Here is a 15,105-nt window from a genome sequence, read left to right on the forward strand (position 1 = left end):
CGCCGGCACCGGCTCGAACCGCTGCGAGGACCCCGGATCGAGCCGTGACGGGGGTGCCTTGCTGGCCGTGTCCGACCCGTCACCGGCGGGTATGCGCCCCAGATATATCGCGTCGGCTCCATTCGGCAGGAGCGTGATCGGCACGAGCTGGCCCGTCCGGGAAAGCTCATACCGAGCACACGTCCGCCAGCCCTCCGCACTGTCGCAGTAGTAGTTACGCCAGGCGCTCAAGCTCGCGTTGAGCAGCGGGAAGAGGGGGCACTCCCGAACGTGTGAGCAGCCCATGTCACTCCGATCTGGCCAGCGTCACCCGAGGCTATTGGGCGGGATGGCATGAGTTGGAGGGGCAGGTCTCGGTCAGCAGCATACATACCGTATGGACGAATAGCGATCGGAAGGCGATCATGTCGAACGCCGCGTCGGCCGTCCGGTTCGCCCGACTGGCGCGGGGCCAGCCCCGCGCCCCGGTCGGCGCCGCGCGCCGAGCGTTCGCGGCGTCATCAACGAGTACCAGCGGGCGGCATAATCGGATCAACGAAACCCGAGCTCACAGACCCTGCACCGCGTTTGGCAGGATACGGGGCCCCATCCACGTGAACACGTCTTCAGCACCCGTATACCTGCGGACAGCGACCGCAAGATGCGGCACGCTGGCCGGGTAAAGGGGGCGCGGCCTCGGCCTCTCACTCGAGCAGTGGCACCCATGCGGCGGCGACGGTTCCGTCGCGTCGCGCCTCGGTGAGCCGCTGAGCCGGAAGCGGCTCGCGGTGCCCTGCCTGCTGCAGGGGACCAACTCCGTAGACGGCGGCGACGGTGCCCAGCGCCCTCGCGGCGTTCGTCCAAGCGGACGGTACCTCGCCGACGCCGTAGGCGAATACGTGACCGGTCGGGTCAAGCAACGCGAGACCCGTAGCGTGCAGACTCACACCCCAGGTGGTCAGCCTCGCCGGATGTGTCGCCGATGTCCAGCGCGGCAGGCCCAACAAGACCGCCGCCTCCACCTGCGCCTCGCACCGCGAGCCAGTGAGGGTTTCCGTCCACGCGGCGCTGGCTGGCTCGAACCAGGCGACGGCGACCACCACCGGTCCGTCGGCGGGAGAAGACTCCCCTGGCTGCGGGATGGGAAAAGGAGAAGCCCACGGCTTCTCCTGGCTCGTCACCCAAACATGCAGCCGTTCACCGCCGCGGCGTTTCGCATCATCGGCGACGGCAAGCACCCATGCATCGCTGACCTTGTCTCGCGCGCCTGACCGATCCGGGTGGTTTACCGGTGGAGTCGGCTCCGTAGCCCCTGCGCTTTCCGCAGCCGGTAATCCATCCGATACCTCTCGCGATGTTGCTGATGTCCACGGGCGGCGTGCGTTCACCGCTTGAGTGGACCTGGGTACTGCCGCAGGTACGGGCCGCCGGCGGTTGAACGCGTCGACTCCATTCGGCAGGAGCGTGATCGGCACGAGCTGGCCTGTCCTGTACAGCTGGTACCGAGCACATGTCGGCCAACCCTCGGCACTGTCGCAGTAGTTGTTACGCCAGGCGCTCAAGCTCGCGTTGAGCAGCGGGAAGAGGGGGCAGTCCTGAGCGTGTGAGCAGCCCATGTCACTCCGATCTGGCCAGCGTCACCCAGGGTGAATGGGTGGGATGGCATGAGTTGGAGGGGCAGGTCTCGGTCAGCAAGCATACATACCGTATGGACGAATAGCGATCGGAAGGCGATCATGTCGAACGCCGCCTTGATCAACGGATTCGTCACGCGCTACTCCGGCCTTGGGCGGTCGCGCCAGCCGCCGCGCTGGTGTTCCTGCTCGACGGCCAGCGCCGCGAGCGACAGCTCGGTAATGACCCGTTCAACCGCCCGCGCGTACCCCACGGCCACGCGATCCCCGGGCGCGGCAGCGGTGGGCCGGCCGACGTGGCCGTGGCCGCCGGGCTCCCTTCGTCCGGTTGCGGGGCCCGTCAGTCCGGTCGGCGGGCGACCACCGCCAAGGCCATGCCGAAGTACTTGAATTGCGATCGCTCGATCGCGTCGGTCAGCGGCCGGATGCGGCGCCCGAAGCCGGACCGGTCGAACGGCGGCATGAGATAGTCCACCGCCACCGGCTCCAGCCCGGCCCGGCGAAGCTGTGCGGAGAGGCCACGGGCGGTGAAGGAACGGGCGTCGGCCAGCCGCCGGTGCAGCGGCACGATCCACGGCAGGAACGGACCTCGCGCCGGCCGGTAGCGCTTGCCGCGGATGAGGAAGCCGTGCGTCTCGAACGGGAACCACCGGTTGGGTGTGGTGAGCGCGAACCTGCCACCGGGGGTCAACACCCGGTGGACCTGTCGGAGGGCGCGGTCGAGATCGTCGATGTGTTCCACCACCTCGATGGCGGTGACCATGTCGAAGCTCTCATCTGGGTAGTCCAGCTCGGTGGCGGACAGCTCCCGCACGTTGATCTTCTGGGCCGCCACCGGGTCGGCGGCCAGCCGCTCCCGGAACAGCTCCAGCCGATCCTGCTGGATGTCGACTGCCTCAATCTGCGTGAACGCGTCGACCAGCCGCATCGTGTAGGTGCCGTCCCCGCAGCCGATCTCGAGCAGCCGCCGGCCGGTCAGTGGGGTGTGGCGGCCCAGCGTGCCCAGCCTCTTGGCTACCCCACGCTCGCCGAACGCGCTGCCGTGTCCCAGCCCCAGTTGCCGCGTCGCATCCTGCACCCCTTCATGGTGTCAGAAAAGGTTGTTCGATGGCCGCCCGGTTTTGACGGAGCTGACGGCCGATTCGATTGTCGTCGGGCGTATCGCCAAGAAACAATGGTTTGTTGACGACGCTGGAACGGGCGGCGTCGGCCTGCGACTGGTACACGATGGACAGCCGCAGGGTGGCGAGCCCGGCCGGTGGTCGGCGATCTGTCGCCGCGCCCTCTCTGGCTCGGCAGGGGTGGAGGACGGCCTCCTTCCATTGACCTTCCTGTCAATGAAGCCACTGTCGCGCGACCGCACACGATCACCGTTGGCGACAGGGGCAGTGCACTGGGCGATCAGGGCGTGGACGGTCATCGCCCGCCCGTGCTCACGGACCTTCATCGTCAGCGCGTCCATTCGCACGAACGTGTAATGGCCCGAGTGCCCGGTCATCGTCGGCTCCATCGTGTCGTGGAAGACAGCGCTGCGAAGGCTCGCCGTAGCGCTCGGCCCATAGGGCGGGTTGCGGCTGTCTACCCGTCGAGGGCTTGCTGAAGCGCCGGGTCCGGAGCTGAAGACACCGCGGGAGGGCGTGCGGCCACCAGGTCGTAGGCCACCTTCCACGCCGCCGGCACCTCGCGTGCGTTGTTCTTCGCCAGAGTCACCGTCCGGCAACCATCACAGCGGGCGGCGACGCCGCTCGCGTCGATGCCGAGGCGCCGGCACAGCGTCACCGCGCGGGGCAGGTGCAGTGACTGGCTGACGAGCAGCGCCCGGCGTACCCCGTACACATCATGGGCGCGCTTGCAGGTGTCGTAGCTGTCGAGACCGTACGGATCACCGACGACGCGCTCGGCGGGCACACCCGCGGCGACGAGGTACGCCGTCATCACGGCGATCTCGTCGCCGGAGGCACCATCACGGTCGCCGGAAACGAGCACAGCGCGGGCCTTGCCGTCCTTGACCAGTTGGGTCGCCACATCCAGCCGCCCCTTCAGGAACGGCATCGGCTGAGTGCCTCCCGGTGCCAGTTGCGCGCCGAACACGATCACGACCGGCGCCTCAGGCGCATCACCGGCCGTGTGCAAATGGCCAGCGGAATTCGCCCGGACCCAGAACGCCGGGGCGGCGAAGAGCAGCACAAGCCCGACTCCGACGAAGAGGGCCCGCTGAACAAGTCGACGTCGCCGACGGGCCGGCCGCGGCTTGGACCGCTCCGGATCGGCGGGCGTGCCGTCCGCGTGACCGGGTGGGAGCGACGCGGAAGGGCCTGACGGGACGGTCATTGCCCGATGGTAGGCACCAAGTCAAGCAGCGGGCGCGGCTTCAGGAGTGAAGCGAGTCAGCCTGTCAGCCGGATCCCGCGATGGCCGTCTCTTACACCATCTGCCCGGACCTGCCCGTTACCCTCCCCCGCGGCATTCATCTCGCAACGAGCGCAGTCAATGGCTGGCGATATCACGGCGATACCGCGGCAATATCACGGCGATACCGGCGCGGCACATGATCTGGACTCCACCTCACCCTTAGGAGTGCAGATGCAATTGCGGTATCCGAGGAGACTGCTGACCGTGTTGGCGCTCGGCGGGCTGGCGGCGATCACCGTCCCCGCCGTACCCGCCCTCGCCGAGCCGGCCGGGACGCGCGTGGTCGCGGCCGCCGGCCCGGACGGCGTCGAGGTGTTCACCGGCGATGTGTTCGGCGACCTCACGACGCTGCCGGAGCAGGTCGCCACGGCGTTGGCCGCCGCACAGGAGCGGGTCGAGCAGCACCCCGACGATCTCGCCGGGGCCTATCTGGACCGCGCGGCCGGTGAGGTGGTCACGCAGGCGGTGACCCCCGCCGGCAACCGGACCGCCGCCAGCCTCCCTGCCGGCGTGACCGGCCGGGCACGGGCACAGCAGGTCGCCAACAGCCACGCGACGCTCACCCGCATCCAGCACGAGGCGATCGGGCTCAGCCCGGCCGAACTGCCCGGCAGCGAAACGGTCTACGGCACGTTCGTGCAGGAGGAGAAGAACCGGGTCGTCGTCGAGGCGAAGGCGGCCACCCCGGCGCTGCGCAAGGCCCTCGCCGACCGCTACGGGGTGTCGCGGGTCGCCATCCACCTCACCCCGGACGAGGAACTGCCCAGCCTTCAGTACGGTGGCCGGCAGACCGACTCCAGCCCGTTCCTCGGCGGTGCCTACATCAACATCCCCGGCGGCGGCTGGTGCAGCACCGCGTTCGCCTGGCGCAACGGCAGCTACCACGGGATGCTGACCGCCGGGCACTGCGTTTCCAACGGCGGCACCATAACCAGCGGGACCGGGGCCACCATCGGTCCGGTCATCAGCAACAACTGGAACGACGGCGTCGGCACGGTGCGCTACCCCAACGACCCGTACGACCGGGGCGACCTCGGTCTGGCGCAGATCCCCGCCGGCGCCGCGGCCAGCGACGCCCGGGTTTACGTCTACGGCCCCAACTCCACCGACTGGCGCAACGTGATTACCCGCTACAACCGCAAGTCGGTCGCGGGTGACAAGTACTGCACCAGCGGCGCCCGCACCGGGGAACTGTGCGGCTGGACCGCGCAGGAGGCCAGCTACGACGTCAAATACGTCAGCGGCGAGGTCGCCCGCAACGTCACCCGTGGCACCAAGAGCGGCACCTGCACCAACAGCGGGGACTCCGGTGGCGCCATCTACTACACAGACAGCAACGGGCAGGTGCACGCCAAGGGCGTCCACAGCGGAGGCGGCGGTTCGTGCACCGAGTTCTTCACCGAGATCACCGACGCGGTGAACGCGCTACCGGGTGACATCGCCACCCGCTGACCTGGCCGGTCACACCACGTGCGGCGGCGCAGACCGCCGCGCGCGGTGGACCTGGCGCCATACCCCGTACCCCGATCGCTGTCTGGGAACCGAGGACGCCGACCATGACGAACCGCCTGGCTCGTATCCTGATGACGCTCACCGCACTGCCGCTCGCAGCGGCGGGGACCGTGGTGGCCAGCCCCGCGCCGGCCACGGCCGCCGTCACCTTCCCGCGCATCGACGCCAGCGGCTTCCGCCTGGTGGCCGGTGACACCTTCGCCACCTACGGCAGCCGCATCACCGCGCTGGAGCGCGACCCTCGCCTCGCGCCGGCCGGGCTGGCGGCCGTGCTCGACGGCGCTAACCGGCAGGGGCGCCCACTGTGCCACCCGACGAACCTCGCGGCGTCGCTGTCCCCCGCCGGGTTCTGCTGGGACACCGGCGAGGACGACACCGCCAACGTCTGGATCCCGCAGGGGGTCACCGGGTCCGGCGACGCCCAATCGGCGGGCACGGTGCTGAACGGGCGGCGGGTCGTCGCCGCCACCTGGCACTACACCGACGACTCGTTCATCCGGGTGTCGTTCCTGGACCTGGCTACCCTGCGGTACCGGCACGTGCTGCTCGTCGAGCCGACCGCGACCGGGACGTTCCAGGCGATCAGCGGGCACGGGCACGGCCTGTACTGGTACGGCAACAAGCTCGTCGTCGCCACCGGCGGCGCGGTGCTGCGTGTGTTCGACCTCGCCCACATCTGGCGCACCGACACCTCCAGCGCCGAGGTGGGGCTGGGCGCCGACGGCAACTTCCACGCCCGCTACCACGCCTTCGCACTGCCGCAGGTCGGCGCGTTCTGGTACGAAGGCGGCGGCTGCGCGAACGCGACCGGGACCCGGCCGTGCTTCGCCAGCCTCGCGCTCGACCGCACCGACGGCTCCTTCGTCGCGGTCGAGCACACCACCCGCGGCGGCGGGCGGATCGTACGCTGGCCGATCGACCCGGCGACAGGCCTGCCCCGCCGCGACGCCGACGGCTACGTGCGTGCCGTCGAGGCGTTCGGATCGCCGGTATGGGGCATGCAGGGCGCGGTGTCGCACGGTGGACAGTTCGTCATCGCTGGCGTCTGCCCCGAGTACGCCGACAACATCGGCGACGGCGTCGACTACCCGAGCTGCCTGCACCGCGGCGTCGGCGGGCAGTCGACCACCGTCTGGACCAAGGCGCCGAAGAACACCGAGAACCTGTCGTACTGGCCCGCCACCGGCGAGCTGTGGCTGATCAACGAACAACTGCGGGAGCGGGTGACGGTACACGTACCATGGCCGAGCTGAATCGACGACGCCGGCGACCGGACCTCGTCCCCCGGTGACGCGGCGGCGATGCCGTTTACTCCCCCACTCGGCCGGGGCGTCGCACCAGTGGATCGACGTGGGCGGCACGTACTGCGGCGCCACCACCGCATGCAGCAAGAGCCGGCTCCCGCTCATCCGGGCCTGACGCCTTCTACAGGGCCAGGCGTAGTACCCGCTCGTGGTCGAACATCTTCCCCGTGTCGGCGAAGCCATACCGCAGGTAGAAGCCGAGCGGCGAGCCCTCCCCCGGCACCACGCTGGTCACCAACTCCCGCGCGCCCGGCCTGGACCGCAGGTGTGCGACCACCGCGTCCAGGGCCGTCCGCCCGTGCCCACGGCCCTGGAACCGACCGTCGATCAACATCCGCCATAGATAGAACGGCCACGGCACGTCCGAGTTGCCCTCGGCCACGCCGTCGGCAAGCATCACGAAACCCACCGGCCGCTCCCCGGCGTAGACCGCCCGCGGCCAGGGCGCGAGTTCCGGGTGCTCGGCGGCGTCGCGCAGCGAGCGCGCCACGCCGTCGACGAAGCCTTCCTGCCCGGCGGCCACCCGCAGGCCCAGCACTGCGGACCGGTTGTGGTCAGTGATCGCGCGGAGGGTGACAGGCTCGGCCATCCGGCCATCATCGCCCACACGCTGGCCCAGCCAACAAACTTTCCCCGCCGGCAGCGCTGTCAACGGCCGGCCCGGCCCTGTCCCCGAGGAGTAGTCGGGAGCAGGCTCGGTGACGGCGTCAAGGCCGCTTCGTCGTGAGGCCGGTGCACCTCTTCGCCGTGGCGATCTTGTCCTCGATCCGCTCGCGGGCCGCGCCGGACACGAGCACGGGCTGCCCGGTGCCCGACACCGTCGCCGGCAGGAACTCGGTGCCTACCACCGTCCGCCCATGCACGGTCAGCCGCAGGACCCCGGAGTCGGTGCTGTGCGACTCGCTGTACCAGAGGAAGTTGCCGAGCCCGTAGTGCACGTAGGTCTTACCCAGCCAGCCGTCGGCGAGCAGGGTGTGCGCGTGGGTTCCGATCACGATGTCCGCTCCGGCGGCGGCCAGCTGGCGGGCGAACGTCTTCATCTCCCCTGTCGGGCAGGAGTTGCCCTCGACGCCCCAGTGCATGAAGACGATCACGAGGTCGGCCTGTTTGCGGGCTGCTTGCACGGCGGTGGTGGCCCGGGCCCCGTCGAACGTCATCGCGATTCCCGGCCGAGCTTCCGTCGCTTTCCACTGCGTGGCCAGCTCGTGCACCTGCGACATACCCAGCACCGCGATCCGCACACCCTTCACGGTGCTCAGCCACGGTGCGTACGCCGCGTCGGCGTTACGCCCCGCGCCGAACACCGGGAAGTTCGCGTCCGCCGCCGCGTCGAGGGTGTCCAGCAGCCCCACCTGGCCGTAGTCGAGGGTGTGGTTGTTGGCGATCGACACCGCGTCGATCCCCGCCGCGCGGAGCGCCGAGTATGCGGTTTCCGGCGATCGGAATTGGAAGCGTTTGGGCTGCGGGGTGCCGCGGTTCGTCACCGCCGTCTCAAGGTTGACCAAGGTGAGGTCGGCGTCGCGTAGCACCGAGGCGATGCGGCCGAATGCCGTCTGCGGGTCGTCGAGCAGACGCAGCGTGCGGCCCGTGAAGTGCACGTCGCCCGCGAAGGCCAGCCGCAGCTCGACCGGCGGAGCCGCGCCCGGCTCGGTGGCGCTCGGCGATGCCGTGGCGTTCGACGTGGTCGCGGCCGGGGGCTTCCATTCGGCCGCCGGGCGGCCTTCGGTAGCGCACCCGGCCAACGTTGACCCGACCGCGAAGACCGCCACCGCCACACGCACCTTGGTGCTGATCACCCGCACAGGATAGGGGGCCGACCGGCCCGGCTGCCGACTCCGTGCGGGTCAGCGCAGCCCGGCGAACAGGTCGTCCTCCGGCGTCGGCGTACCGGTGGTGTCGCGGACCCGGACGAAGGTCTCCATGCCCATGAGTTCGGCGAACCGCTCCTGGCCGAGTTGCAGGAAGAAGATGTTCTCGGCTTGGCTGGCGTGTGCGGCCAAGGATTCGAACTTCTGCGCGCCGTAGGCGCTCGTGTCCACCCAGGTGGTGATCTCGTCGTCCGGCAGGCCGAGCTCCGGCATCTCCTCCGACGGCCCGTCCGGCTCTGGAAACTCGACGCCGATCTCCTTCATGACGCGGCCGAACTCCTGGAAGGCGCTGCGCGGCACGGTGGTCCAGTACACCTTTGCGGGGATGTCCGTACGCTCGACCGCGGCCATGGTGATGCGGTGGGCCTGGATGTGGTCCGGGTGGCCGTAGAAGCCGTTCTCGTCATAGGTGACGACGACATCGGGCCGGTAGCGCTTCATCAACTCGGCCAGCCGGTCGGCCGCCTCCCCCACCGGGGTGTTCCAGAACGCGCCGGGCGCGTCGTTGGCCGCCCAACCCATCATTCCGGAGTCGGCATATCCGAGCGTCTCCAGGTGCGTGACCTTCAGCGCCTCGCAACTAGCCGTCAACTCGGCGCTGCGCATCGCCACCACGGCCTGCGGGTCGTGCCCCGGGTCGCCCGGCTTGACCCCACCGGGCCCGTCCCCGCACCGCCCATCGGTGCAGGTCACGAGCACTGTCGTGATTCCTTCCGCCGCATACCGGGCGAGGATGCCGCCCGTGCTCGTCGCCTCGTCGTCGGGGTGCGCATGCACCGCCATCAAGGTCAGGGATCGCTCAGCCACTCCACCACCATACGAGGGAGGTCCGACGCACGGGGCTTGCAGTGGTCAGCGTCGGCCGGCTCAGACGTGACCTTGGAAGTCGCGTCGCGGGTCGAACAGGCTGATGGGGTGGGTCGTCGAGCCGCTCGTTGCCAGGTCGGCGAGGATCTCGCCGACGACCGGGACGAACTTGAAGCCGTGGCCGGAGAATCCGCATGCCACGGTGACCTGCGGGTGCTCCGGGTGCGTCGCGATCACGAAGTGCTGGTCCGGCGTGTTGGTGTACATGCAGGTCGCCGCCCGCAGCAACCGACCCGGAAGGGCGGGCAGGACTCCGGCGAGGTGTTCCCGCATGTCCTGGATCTCCTCCGGGTGCACCTGCCGATCGATGGTCTCCGGGGTGCAGACCTGACCGCGCCGGAAGAACGCCACCTTGGCACCGCCGTCGGGTCCGTCAATGGCCGGGAAGCCGTAGATCTGCGTGCCGGCGCTGTCCTCGTGGATGTAGATGGGATGCCGCTCGGGTTCGAAGGGGCCTACCCCGGTCTCCGGCTGGAACCAGTACATGACCTGCCGCTCGACGGTGAACGGCACACCGAGGTCGGCGAGGAGTTCCGGAGCCCACGCCCCGGGGCAGACGACGAGCCGCCCAGCGGTATAGAAACCCTCCTCCGTCGTCACTCGCACTCCGCCGTCGGGCAGCGCCTGCCATCGCAGTACCGGCTCGTGGAAGCGGAGGTCGGCGCCGTGCCGCCCGGCCAGCTCGAGGTGGGCGGCCACGGTCGCCTCGGGGCGAACGAAGCCCGCCTTGGCCTCGAAGAGCGCCACCTCCTCATCCCGGGGACTGAAGGTTGGGAAGCGGCGACGCAGCTCGCTTGCGTCGAGGATCTCGTGCGGCAGGTCCCACTCGCGCGAAGCGCGCAGGCTGCCGACGAAGGTGTGGCTCTCCGGGCGGCCGACAAACACCCCACCGGTGAGCGAAATGATCTCCCGTCCGGCATCACGTTCCAGCTTCTCCCACAGCTCGTACGCGCGAAGCAGGAGCGGCACGTAGGCCGGATCCTCGAAGTACGACTGCCGGGTGATGCGCGAGCCGCCGTGGCTGGACCCGCGGTCGTGCGCCGGCCCGAACTGCTCCAGGCCAAGCACACGCTGCCCCCGCGCGGCCAGGTGGTAGGCGGCGCTGCTACCCATCCCGCCAAGCCCCACGACGATGACGTCATAGACCGCCATTTCTGCGCCTCCAGCCTCCGTGCATCATCGACCAGGACGCTACACGCCTGGCACGCTGCTGCCGTACAAGATCCAAACGGCCGCCTCGCCCACTTGGCCCGACCTCGTCCGGTGGGGTCCTCCAGGGCAAGCCATCCTGGCGGGATATTTACCGCAACTGCTATCGGCCTGCGGGAGGAGCGGCGGCGATCGCCAACAGTTCCGCTGCGAGGGCGGTCGGGGTACGGCCCAGCCAGAGGGCGTGCAGCGGACGGGTCAGCGGGAGGCCCTCGACCCGAAGCTCGACCAGTTCTCCCGCGGCGACGGCGGGCGCGGCTGCGCGCGCGCTGATCACACCGATGCCACCACCGGCGCGGACCGTGGAAAGGATCGTGGTGGTCGAGCCGAGGCTGATGGCGTGCGGCAGGGACGGCGCGAAGCCGAGGGCGTGCTCGACTGCGTTCAGGAATGTGTCGCGGGTGCCGGAGCCGGGTTCACGCAGCAGCAGTGGCTGGTCGGCGAGGTCGGTCGGCCGCAGTGCGCGCCAGGCGTGCGCGGCGAGCGGATAGCTGGCGGCGACGACCAGGGCGAGCCGGTCGTCGCCCACGATGCGGGCACTCAGGTCGGCTGGGATGTCGGGTGACTCGACGAACCCGAGGTCGACCGCGCCGGAGCGGACGGCCTCGACAACGCCGTGGCTGTTCGCGACGTCGGCCGAAATGTTCAGCTCGGGATGGGTGCGGCGCAGGCTCAGCAGCCAGGCCGGCAGCAGGTACTCGGCCACGGTGAGGCTGGCCGAGATACGCAGCCGCGCCTGCCGGTCGGCGCGCAGCGTCAGAACTCCGTCGGCGAGGTTCTGTGCGGCGTCGATGACGTTGCGTGACCAGGCGACGACCGCCTCGCCGGCGGGCGTGAGCAGGCTCCCGCGCCGCGAACGCACCAGCAGCGGTACGCCGAGCCGGCGCTCCAGCTTCGCAAGCCGGGCGCTGGCGCTGGGCTGGGTGATTCCGTGCGCTTGCGCCGCGCGCCCGACGCTTCCCGTCTCGGCGACGGACAGCAGCAGGTCGAGCGCCGGCAGATCGCTTATCCAGGGTGGTAGTGGCATCGCGCGCAGTCTGTCACACGTGCTGGGATGTTCGGCCTGTTCCGGGCCTGGTCATCGAGCCAGCAGGTATTGCAGGCCGAGGCTGGTCGAGCTGACCGCGGCCCAGAGGATCAAGCCGAGCAGCAGCGGCCGGGCACCGGCGCGGCGGAGGGCGGCCACGTCGGTGGAGAGGCCGACGGCGGCGAGGGCGATCGCGATGAACAACAGCGCCACCTGGTGCAGAGCGCTCTGGGCGGCGGCGGGGATCAGTCCAGCGGTGTTCAGCGCGGCCACGGCAAGGAATGCGACCAGGAACCAGGGCACGAGGGAGGCCGCGAGCCGGGCCTTCGACGTCTCCGGCCGGTCCGCGTGGCGGCGGCTCAGGGTGGTGAGGACGAGGACGACCGGGATGATCATCAGGGCGCGGGCGAGCTTGACGACGACGGCGTATCCGGCGGCGTCCTGGCCGTAGGCGCCCGCGGCGGCCACCACCGAACTGGTGTCGTTGACGGCGGTGCCCGCGAAGAGCCCGAACGCGTGCGCGCTCAACCCCAGCGCGTGCCCGAGCGGCGGAAAGACCAGCACGGCGGCCACGTTGAACAGGAAGATCGTCGAGATCGCGTACGCCACGTCGTTACTCTTCGCCCGGATCGCCGGTGTCGCGGCCGCGATGGCGGAGGCGCCGCAGATACCGGTGCCGACACCGATCAGGGTGCGCAGGTCGCGGGGAACGCCGAGTCGCCGGCCCACCAACCGGGCCAGCAGCAGGCACACCCCGAGCGTGCCCAGCATGACCGGCAACGACCCCGCGCCCACCGACAGCACCTCGTCGAGCGACAGCTGAGCGCCGAGAAACACGACCGACAACTGCAGCACCAGGCCCTTGGCCAGGCTCAGCCCCGGCGCCAGCGCCTCGGACCGGCGTCGCGCCAGCGGGCTCAGCAAGACCCCGACGACCACGGCGAAGACGGGCGCACCGACCACGGGGACCAGCGCGCCGGCAACCGTCGCGACGAGTCCCAGCAACACCGCCGCGCCGAGCCCGGCAGCCTGGACGGGTACGCGGCGGCGGGTGGACACCTCAGCAAGAACGATCACCATTCCAGGCTTCGCCCGCGCGGCGCTTCCCGGTAGCGATCATCCCCGGACCACTGTCATAGGCAGCACCTATGACGGAACTGCCGTTGTTCCGGCCGTGGATGAGTCAGAACTCGGAAGGGAACCGCTTCAGCCGGTTTCGAAGATGGCTTCGATCTCGACCGCTGCGTTCATGGGTAGCGCGGCGACGCCGGCCGCTGGGCGGCTGTGCCTGCGCTCGTCGCCGGGTGAGTCCACGAACAGGTCGGAGGCCCACGTTCGTCCGCGTAGTGTCACATCATCCGCCGATACACCCACCTGCCCCGGCCAGTCACCGATTTCCGTGCCCTGGATCCGGGCGAGGGCGAATGCGAACATCGCGGTCCAGGCCAGGAAATCCCAGGAAACGCTCCGAGTCGACCAAGCCGGCACGAACCCAACAGGTCCCCGACTGTCGTCGTCCGGTGTCGCCCGGCCCGCGAAGTCCCAGTCAGTGTGTTCGTGATGTCCCAGCCCCGAAGCGGCTGGGCCCTGCCCAGTTGGGAGTGAAGCTCGGTATGCCCAAGGGTGCCCGTTCCGTCCGGGGACTACAGGTGAGGGGAAGACTGGACGGGTGAACGATCTTGAACCCTCGGTGATGTCCCCGTTATGCCGACATCCCGGACGGGAAGAAAGACCGGGGCGACTGGGGCCGGCCGTTGTGAGGCGGCAGGCGGCGGCCCGTTGGTCCCGCTCGGGCCGTGGTGAACACCGCTGTCCCCGGGGTAAAGAGGCCTATGGCTCGGACGCCACCGAGCAGTGATGCGTTCGACCGGATCCTGGACGTGGACGCGCTGCGGGGATTCGCGTTGTTCGGCATCCTGCTGGTCAACATCTGGTACTTCGCCTCGGGCTACGCGTTCCACCGCATCCCTGACCCGGCGTACCCCTCATGGCTTGACCATCGAATCCACGACAGCGTGGCGCTGCTGTTCGAGATGAAGTTCTACCTGCTCTTCTCATTTCTGTTCGGCTACAGCTTCACGCTCCAACTCGACGCGGCGCGGCGCCGGGACGCCGCCTTCCGGCCGCGATTCCTGCGTCGGCTGGCCGGCCTGTTCGTGCTTGGCGGACTTCACGCCGTGCTGCTCTTCCACGGCGACATCCTCACCACCTACGCCGTACTCGGGCTGGTTTTGCTCGCCGTGCACCGGGTCCGGCCGCGCACGGCCGTGATCCTGACCGGCCTGCTCGTGGGGGTCGTCGTACTCTCCTTCGGCTCGATGGCCCTGGCGGAGGCGCCGTCGGTCGAGCAGTCGACCGCCCTCAAGGCCGGGGAAAGCGTCACAGCGGCGCTGGCCGGCGGGCCGGCCTCCGTCATCGCCCAGAACGTCCGTTCGATACCGCATATGATCGTCGGGACGGCGAGGTTGCAAGGACCGGTCGCCCTGGCCATGTTCCTTTTGGGGCTCGCCGCCGGCCGTCGCCGGATGCTGGCCGACGTGTCGGCACACACTCGCGGTCTGCGCCTGATCCAGCGCGTTGGATACCCGGTTGGTCTCGCCGGCGCGTTTGCCGTCGTAGCGCTGGGCGGCCGCGTCACGGTCGAGGGCCTTGCCCTAGCCACCCTCACCGGGACGGCCTTGGCGGCCGCGTACGCCGCCACGATGCTGCGGCTGTTCCACACACCGGCGGGGCGTCACATATCGGCCGCGCTCGCACCGGCCGGCCGGATGGCGTTGACCAACTACCTGAGCCAGTCGCTGATCTGTGCTCTGATCTTCACGGGGCTCGGTCTCGGGCTGATCGGCCAGGTACCGCCGGCCGGCGTACTGGCCATCGCATTTGGCATCTTCGCCGTGCAGCTGGCACTGAGCGCTCGCTGGATGAGGACCCACCGGTACGGCCCGGTCGAATGGATCCTCCGGGCCGTGACCAACGCCGAGTGGCCGGCGTGGCGCGGATAAGTCCTGCGCGGAAGCCACCGTGGTCGAGCCGGACGACGGACACCATCCGACCCGGACCCGATGCCCAGGTTCGCGCAGTGGCTCGCACGGCACAGCATCACCGCCCTGTGGATCAGCCTCGACCTGGTCATCGCCGGCTTCGGGGCACTGAAGTTCATCCCGGGCGCATCGCCTGCCAAGGCACTGGCCATGCAGACCACCGAGACGCTGGCGTTCGGCGCCGTCTCCGGCACCACCGCAGTCGTCATCACCGCCGTACTGGAGACGGCAACTCTCCCCGCCCCGGCAGGC

At 69.7% G+C, this 15,105-nt stretch carries 14 protein-coding genes and 1 pseudogene; 4 read left to right on the forward strand and 11 right to left on the reverse strand.

Annotated elements, in window-relative coordinates:
- Nucleotides 1–683 precede the first annotated feature (683 nt).
- The 4 genes from ACY34I_RS37950 to ACY34I_RS37965 all read right to left on the reverse strand — a co-directional run bounded on the left by ACY34I_RS37950 (nt 684) and on the right by ACY34I_RS37965 (nt 3,800).
- Nucleotides 684–1,217, reverse strand: coding sequence for a hypothetical protein (locus ACY34I_RS37950; protein WP_462760009.1), 534 nt, complete (start codon nt 1,215–1,217; stop codon nt 684–686).
- Between the two features lie 736 nt (nt 1,218–1,953).
- Nucleotides 1,954–2,691 carry a class I SAM-dependent methyltransferase gene (locus tag ACY34I_RS37955; protein ID WP_462760010.1) on the reverse strand — a complete coding sequence of 246 codons (738 nt, stop codon included), beginning with the start codon at nt 2,689–2,691 and terminating at the stop codon, nt 1,954–1,956.
- 4 nt (nt 2,692–2,695) lie between these two features.
- A complete protein-coding gene (locus ACY34I_RS37960; protein ID WP_462760024.1) occupies nt 2,696–2,839 on the reverse strand; it encodes a hypothetical protein in 144 nt (47 codons plus the stop codon).
- A 352-nt stretch (nt 2,840–3,191) separates the two neighbouring features.
- The gene (locus ACY34I_RS37965; RefSeq protein ID WP_462760011.1) at nt 3,192–3,800 is read right to left on the reverse strand and encodes a SanA/YdcF family protein; all 609 of its coding nucleotides are present in this window, start codon (nt 3,798–3,800) and stop codon (nt 3,192–3,194) included.
- A 396-nt stretch (nt 3,801–4,196) separates the two neighbouring features.
- Here ACY34I_RS37965 and ACY34I_RS37970 point away from each other — a divergent pair, with 396 nt between their 5' ends.
- Both ACY34I_RS37970 and ACY34I_RS37975 read left to right on the forward strand, forming a co-directional pair.
- The gene (locus ACY34I_RS37970) at nt 4,197–5,477 is read left to right on the forward strand and encodes a S1 family peptidase (protein ID WP_462760012.1); all 1,281 of its coding nucleotides are present in this window, start codon (nt 4,197–4,199) and stop codon (nt 5,475–5,477) included.
- 104 nt (nt 5,478–5,581) lie between these two features.
- On the forward strand, nt 5,582–6,790 hold the full coding sequence (locus ACY34I_RS37975; RefSeq protein ID WP_462760013.1) for a hypothetical protein: 1,209 nt from the start codon (nt 5,582–5,584) through the stop codon (nt 6,788–6,790).
- A gap of 172 nt (nt 6,791–6,962) precedes the next feature.
- On the opposite strand, the gene ACY34I_RS37980 is transcribed toward ACY34I_RS37975, so the two are convergent.
- From ACY34I_RS37980 to ACY34I_RS38010, 7 genes are all read right to left on the reverse strand, one after another.
- A complete protein-coding gene (locus ACY34I_RS37980) occupies nt 6,963–7,430 on the reverse strand; it encodes a GNAT family N-acetyltransferase (protein ID WP_462760014.1) in 468 nt (155 codons plus the stop codon).
- A 118-nt stretch (nt 7,431–7,548) separates the two neighbouring features.
- On the reverse strand, nt 7,549–8,637 hold the full coding sequence (locus tag ACY34I_RS37985; RefSeq protein WP_462760016.1) for a CapA family protein: 1,089 nt from the start codon (nt 8,635–8,637) through the stop codon (nt 7,549–7,551).
- Between the two features lie 48 nt (nt 8,638–8,685).
- Nucleotides 8,686–9,516 (reverse strand): PIG-L family deacetylase, encoded by an 831-nt coding sequence (locus ACY34I_RS37990; protein ID WP_462760017.1) that lies wholly within the window; start codon nt 9,514–9,516, stop codon nt 8,686–8,688.
- A 60-nt stretch (nt 9,517–9,576) separates the two neighbouring features.
- Complete coding sequence (solA, locus tag ACY34I_RS37995; protein ID WP_462760018.1) at nt 9,577–10,728, reverse strand: N-methyl-L-tryptophan oxidase; 1,152 nt, start codon at nt 10,726–10,728, stop codon at nt 9,577–9,579.
- Nucleotides 10,729–10,888: 160 nt separating this feature from the next.
- Entirely contained in the window at nt 10,889–11,812 is a 924-nt protein-coding gene (locus ACY34I_RS38000; protein WP_462760019.1) for a LysR substrate-binding domain-containing protein, read from the reverse strand.
- Nucleotides 11,813–11,863: 51 nt separating this feature from the next.
- Nucleotides 11,864–12,889 carry a YeiH family protein gene (locus tag ACY34I_RS38005; RefSeq protein WP_462760020.1) on the reverse strand — a complete coding sequence of 342 codons (1,026 nt, stop codon included), beginning with the start codon at nt 12,887–12,889 and terminating at the stop codon, nt 11,864–11,866.
- Nucleotides 12,890–13,018: 129 nt separating this feature from the next.
- Complete coding sequence (locus ACY34I_RS38010; protein WP_462760022.1) at nt 13,019–13,246, reverse strand: hypothetical protein; 228 nt, start codon at nt 13,244–13,246, stop codon at nt 13,019–13,021.
- 446 nt (nt 13,247–13,692) lie between these two features.
- On the opposite strand from ACY34I_RS38010, the gene ACY34I_RS38015 reads away from it, so the two are divergent.
- Together ACY34I_RS38015 and ACY34I_RS38020 are read left to right on the forward strand one after the other, a co-directional pair.
- A complete protein-coding gene (locus ACY34I_RS38015; RefSeq protein ID WP_462760023.1) occupies nt 13,693–14,814 on the forward strand; it encodes a DUF418 domain-containing protein in 1,122 nt (373 codons plus the stop codon).
- Between the two features lie 60 nt (nt 14,815–14,874).
- Nucleotides 14,875–15,105 (forward strand): annotated as a pseudogene (locus tag ACY34I_RS38020) (hypothetical protein); the annotation flags it as partial.

This window comes from Micromonospora sp. RTBAU3-60, from assembly GCF_054963695.1.

Coding starts and splice junctions, on each gene's coding strand:
- ACY34I_RS37970 (WP_462760012.1), top strand. CDS start 4,197: ATGCAATTGCGGTATCCGAGGAGACTGCTGACCGTGTTGGCGCTCGGC.
- ACY34I_RS38010 (WP_462760022.1), bottom strand. CDS start 13,246: ATGTTCGCATTCGCCCTCGCCCGGATCCAGGGCACGGAAATCGGTGAC.
- ACY34I_RS37975 (WP_462760013.1), top strand. CDS start 5,582: ATGACGAACCGCCTGGCTCGTATCCTGATGACGCTCACCGCACTGCCG.
- solA (WP_462760018.1), bottom strand. CDS start 10,728: ATGGCGGTCTATGACGTCATCGTCGTGGGGCTTGGCGGGATGGGTAGC.
- ACY34I_RS38000 (WP_462760019.1), bottom strand. CDS start 11,812: ATGCCACTACCACCCTGGATAAGCGATCTGCCGGCGCTCGACCTGCTG.
- ACY34I_RS37980 (WP_462760014.1), bottom strand. CDS start 7,430: ATGGCCGAGCCTGTCACCCTCCGCGCGATCACTGACCACAACCGGTCC.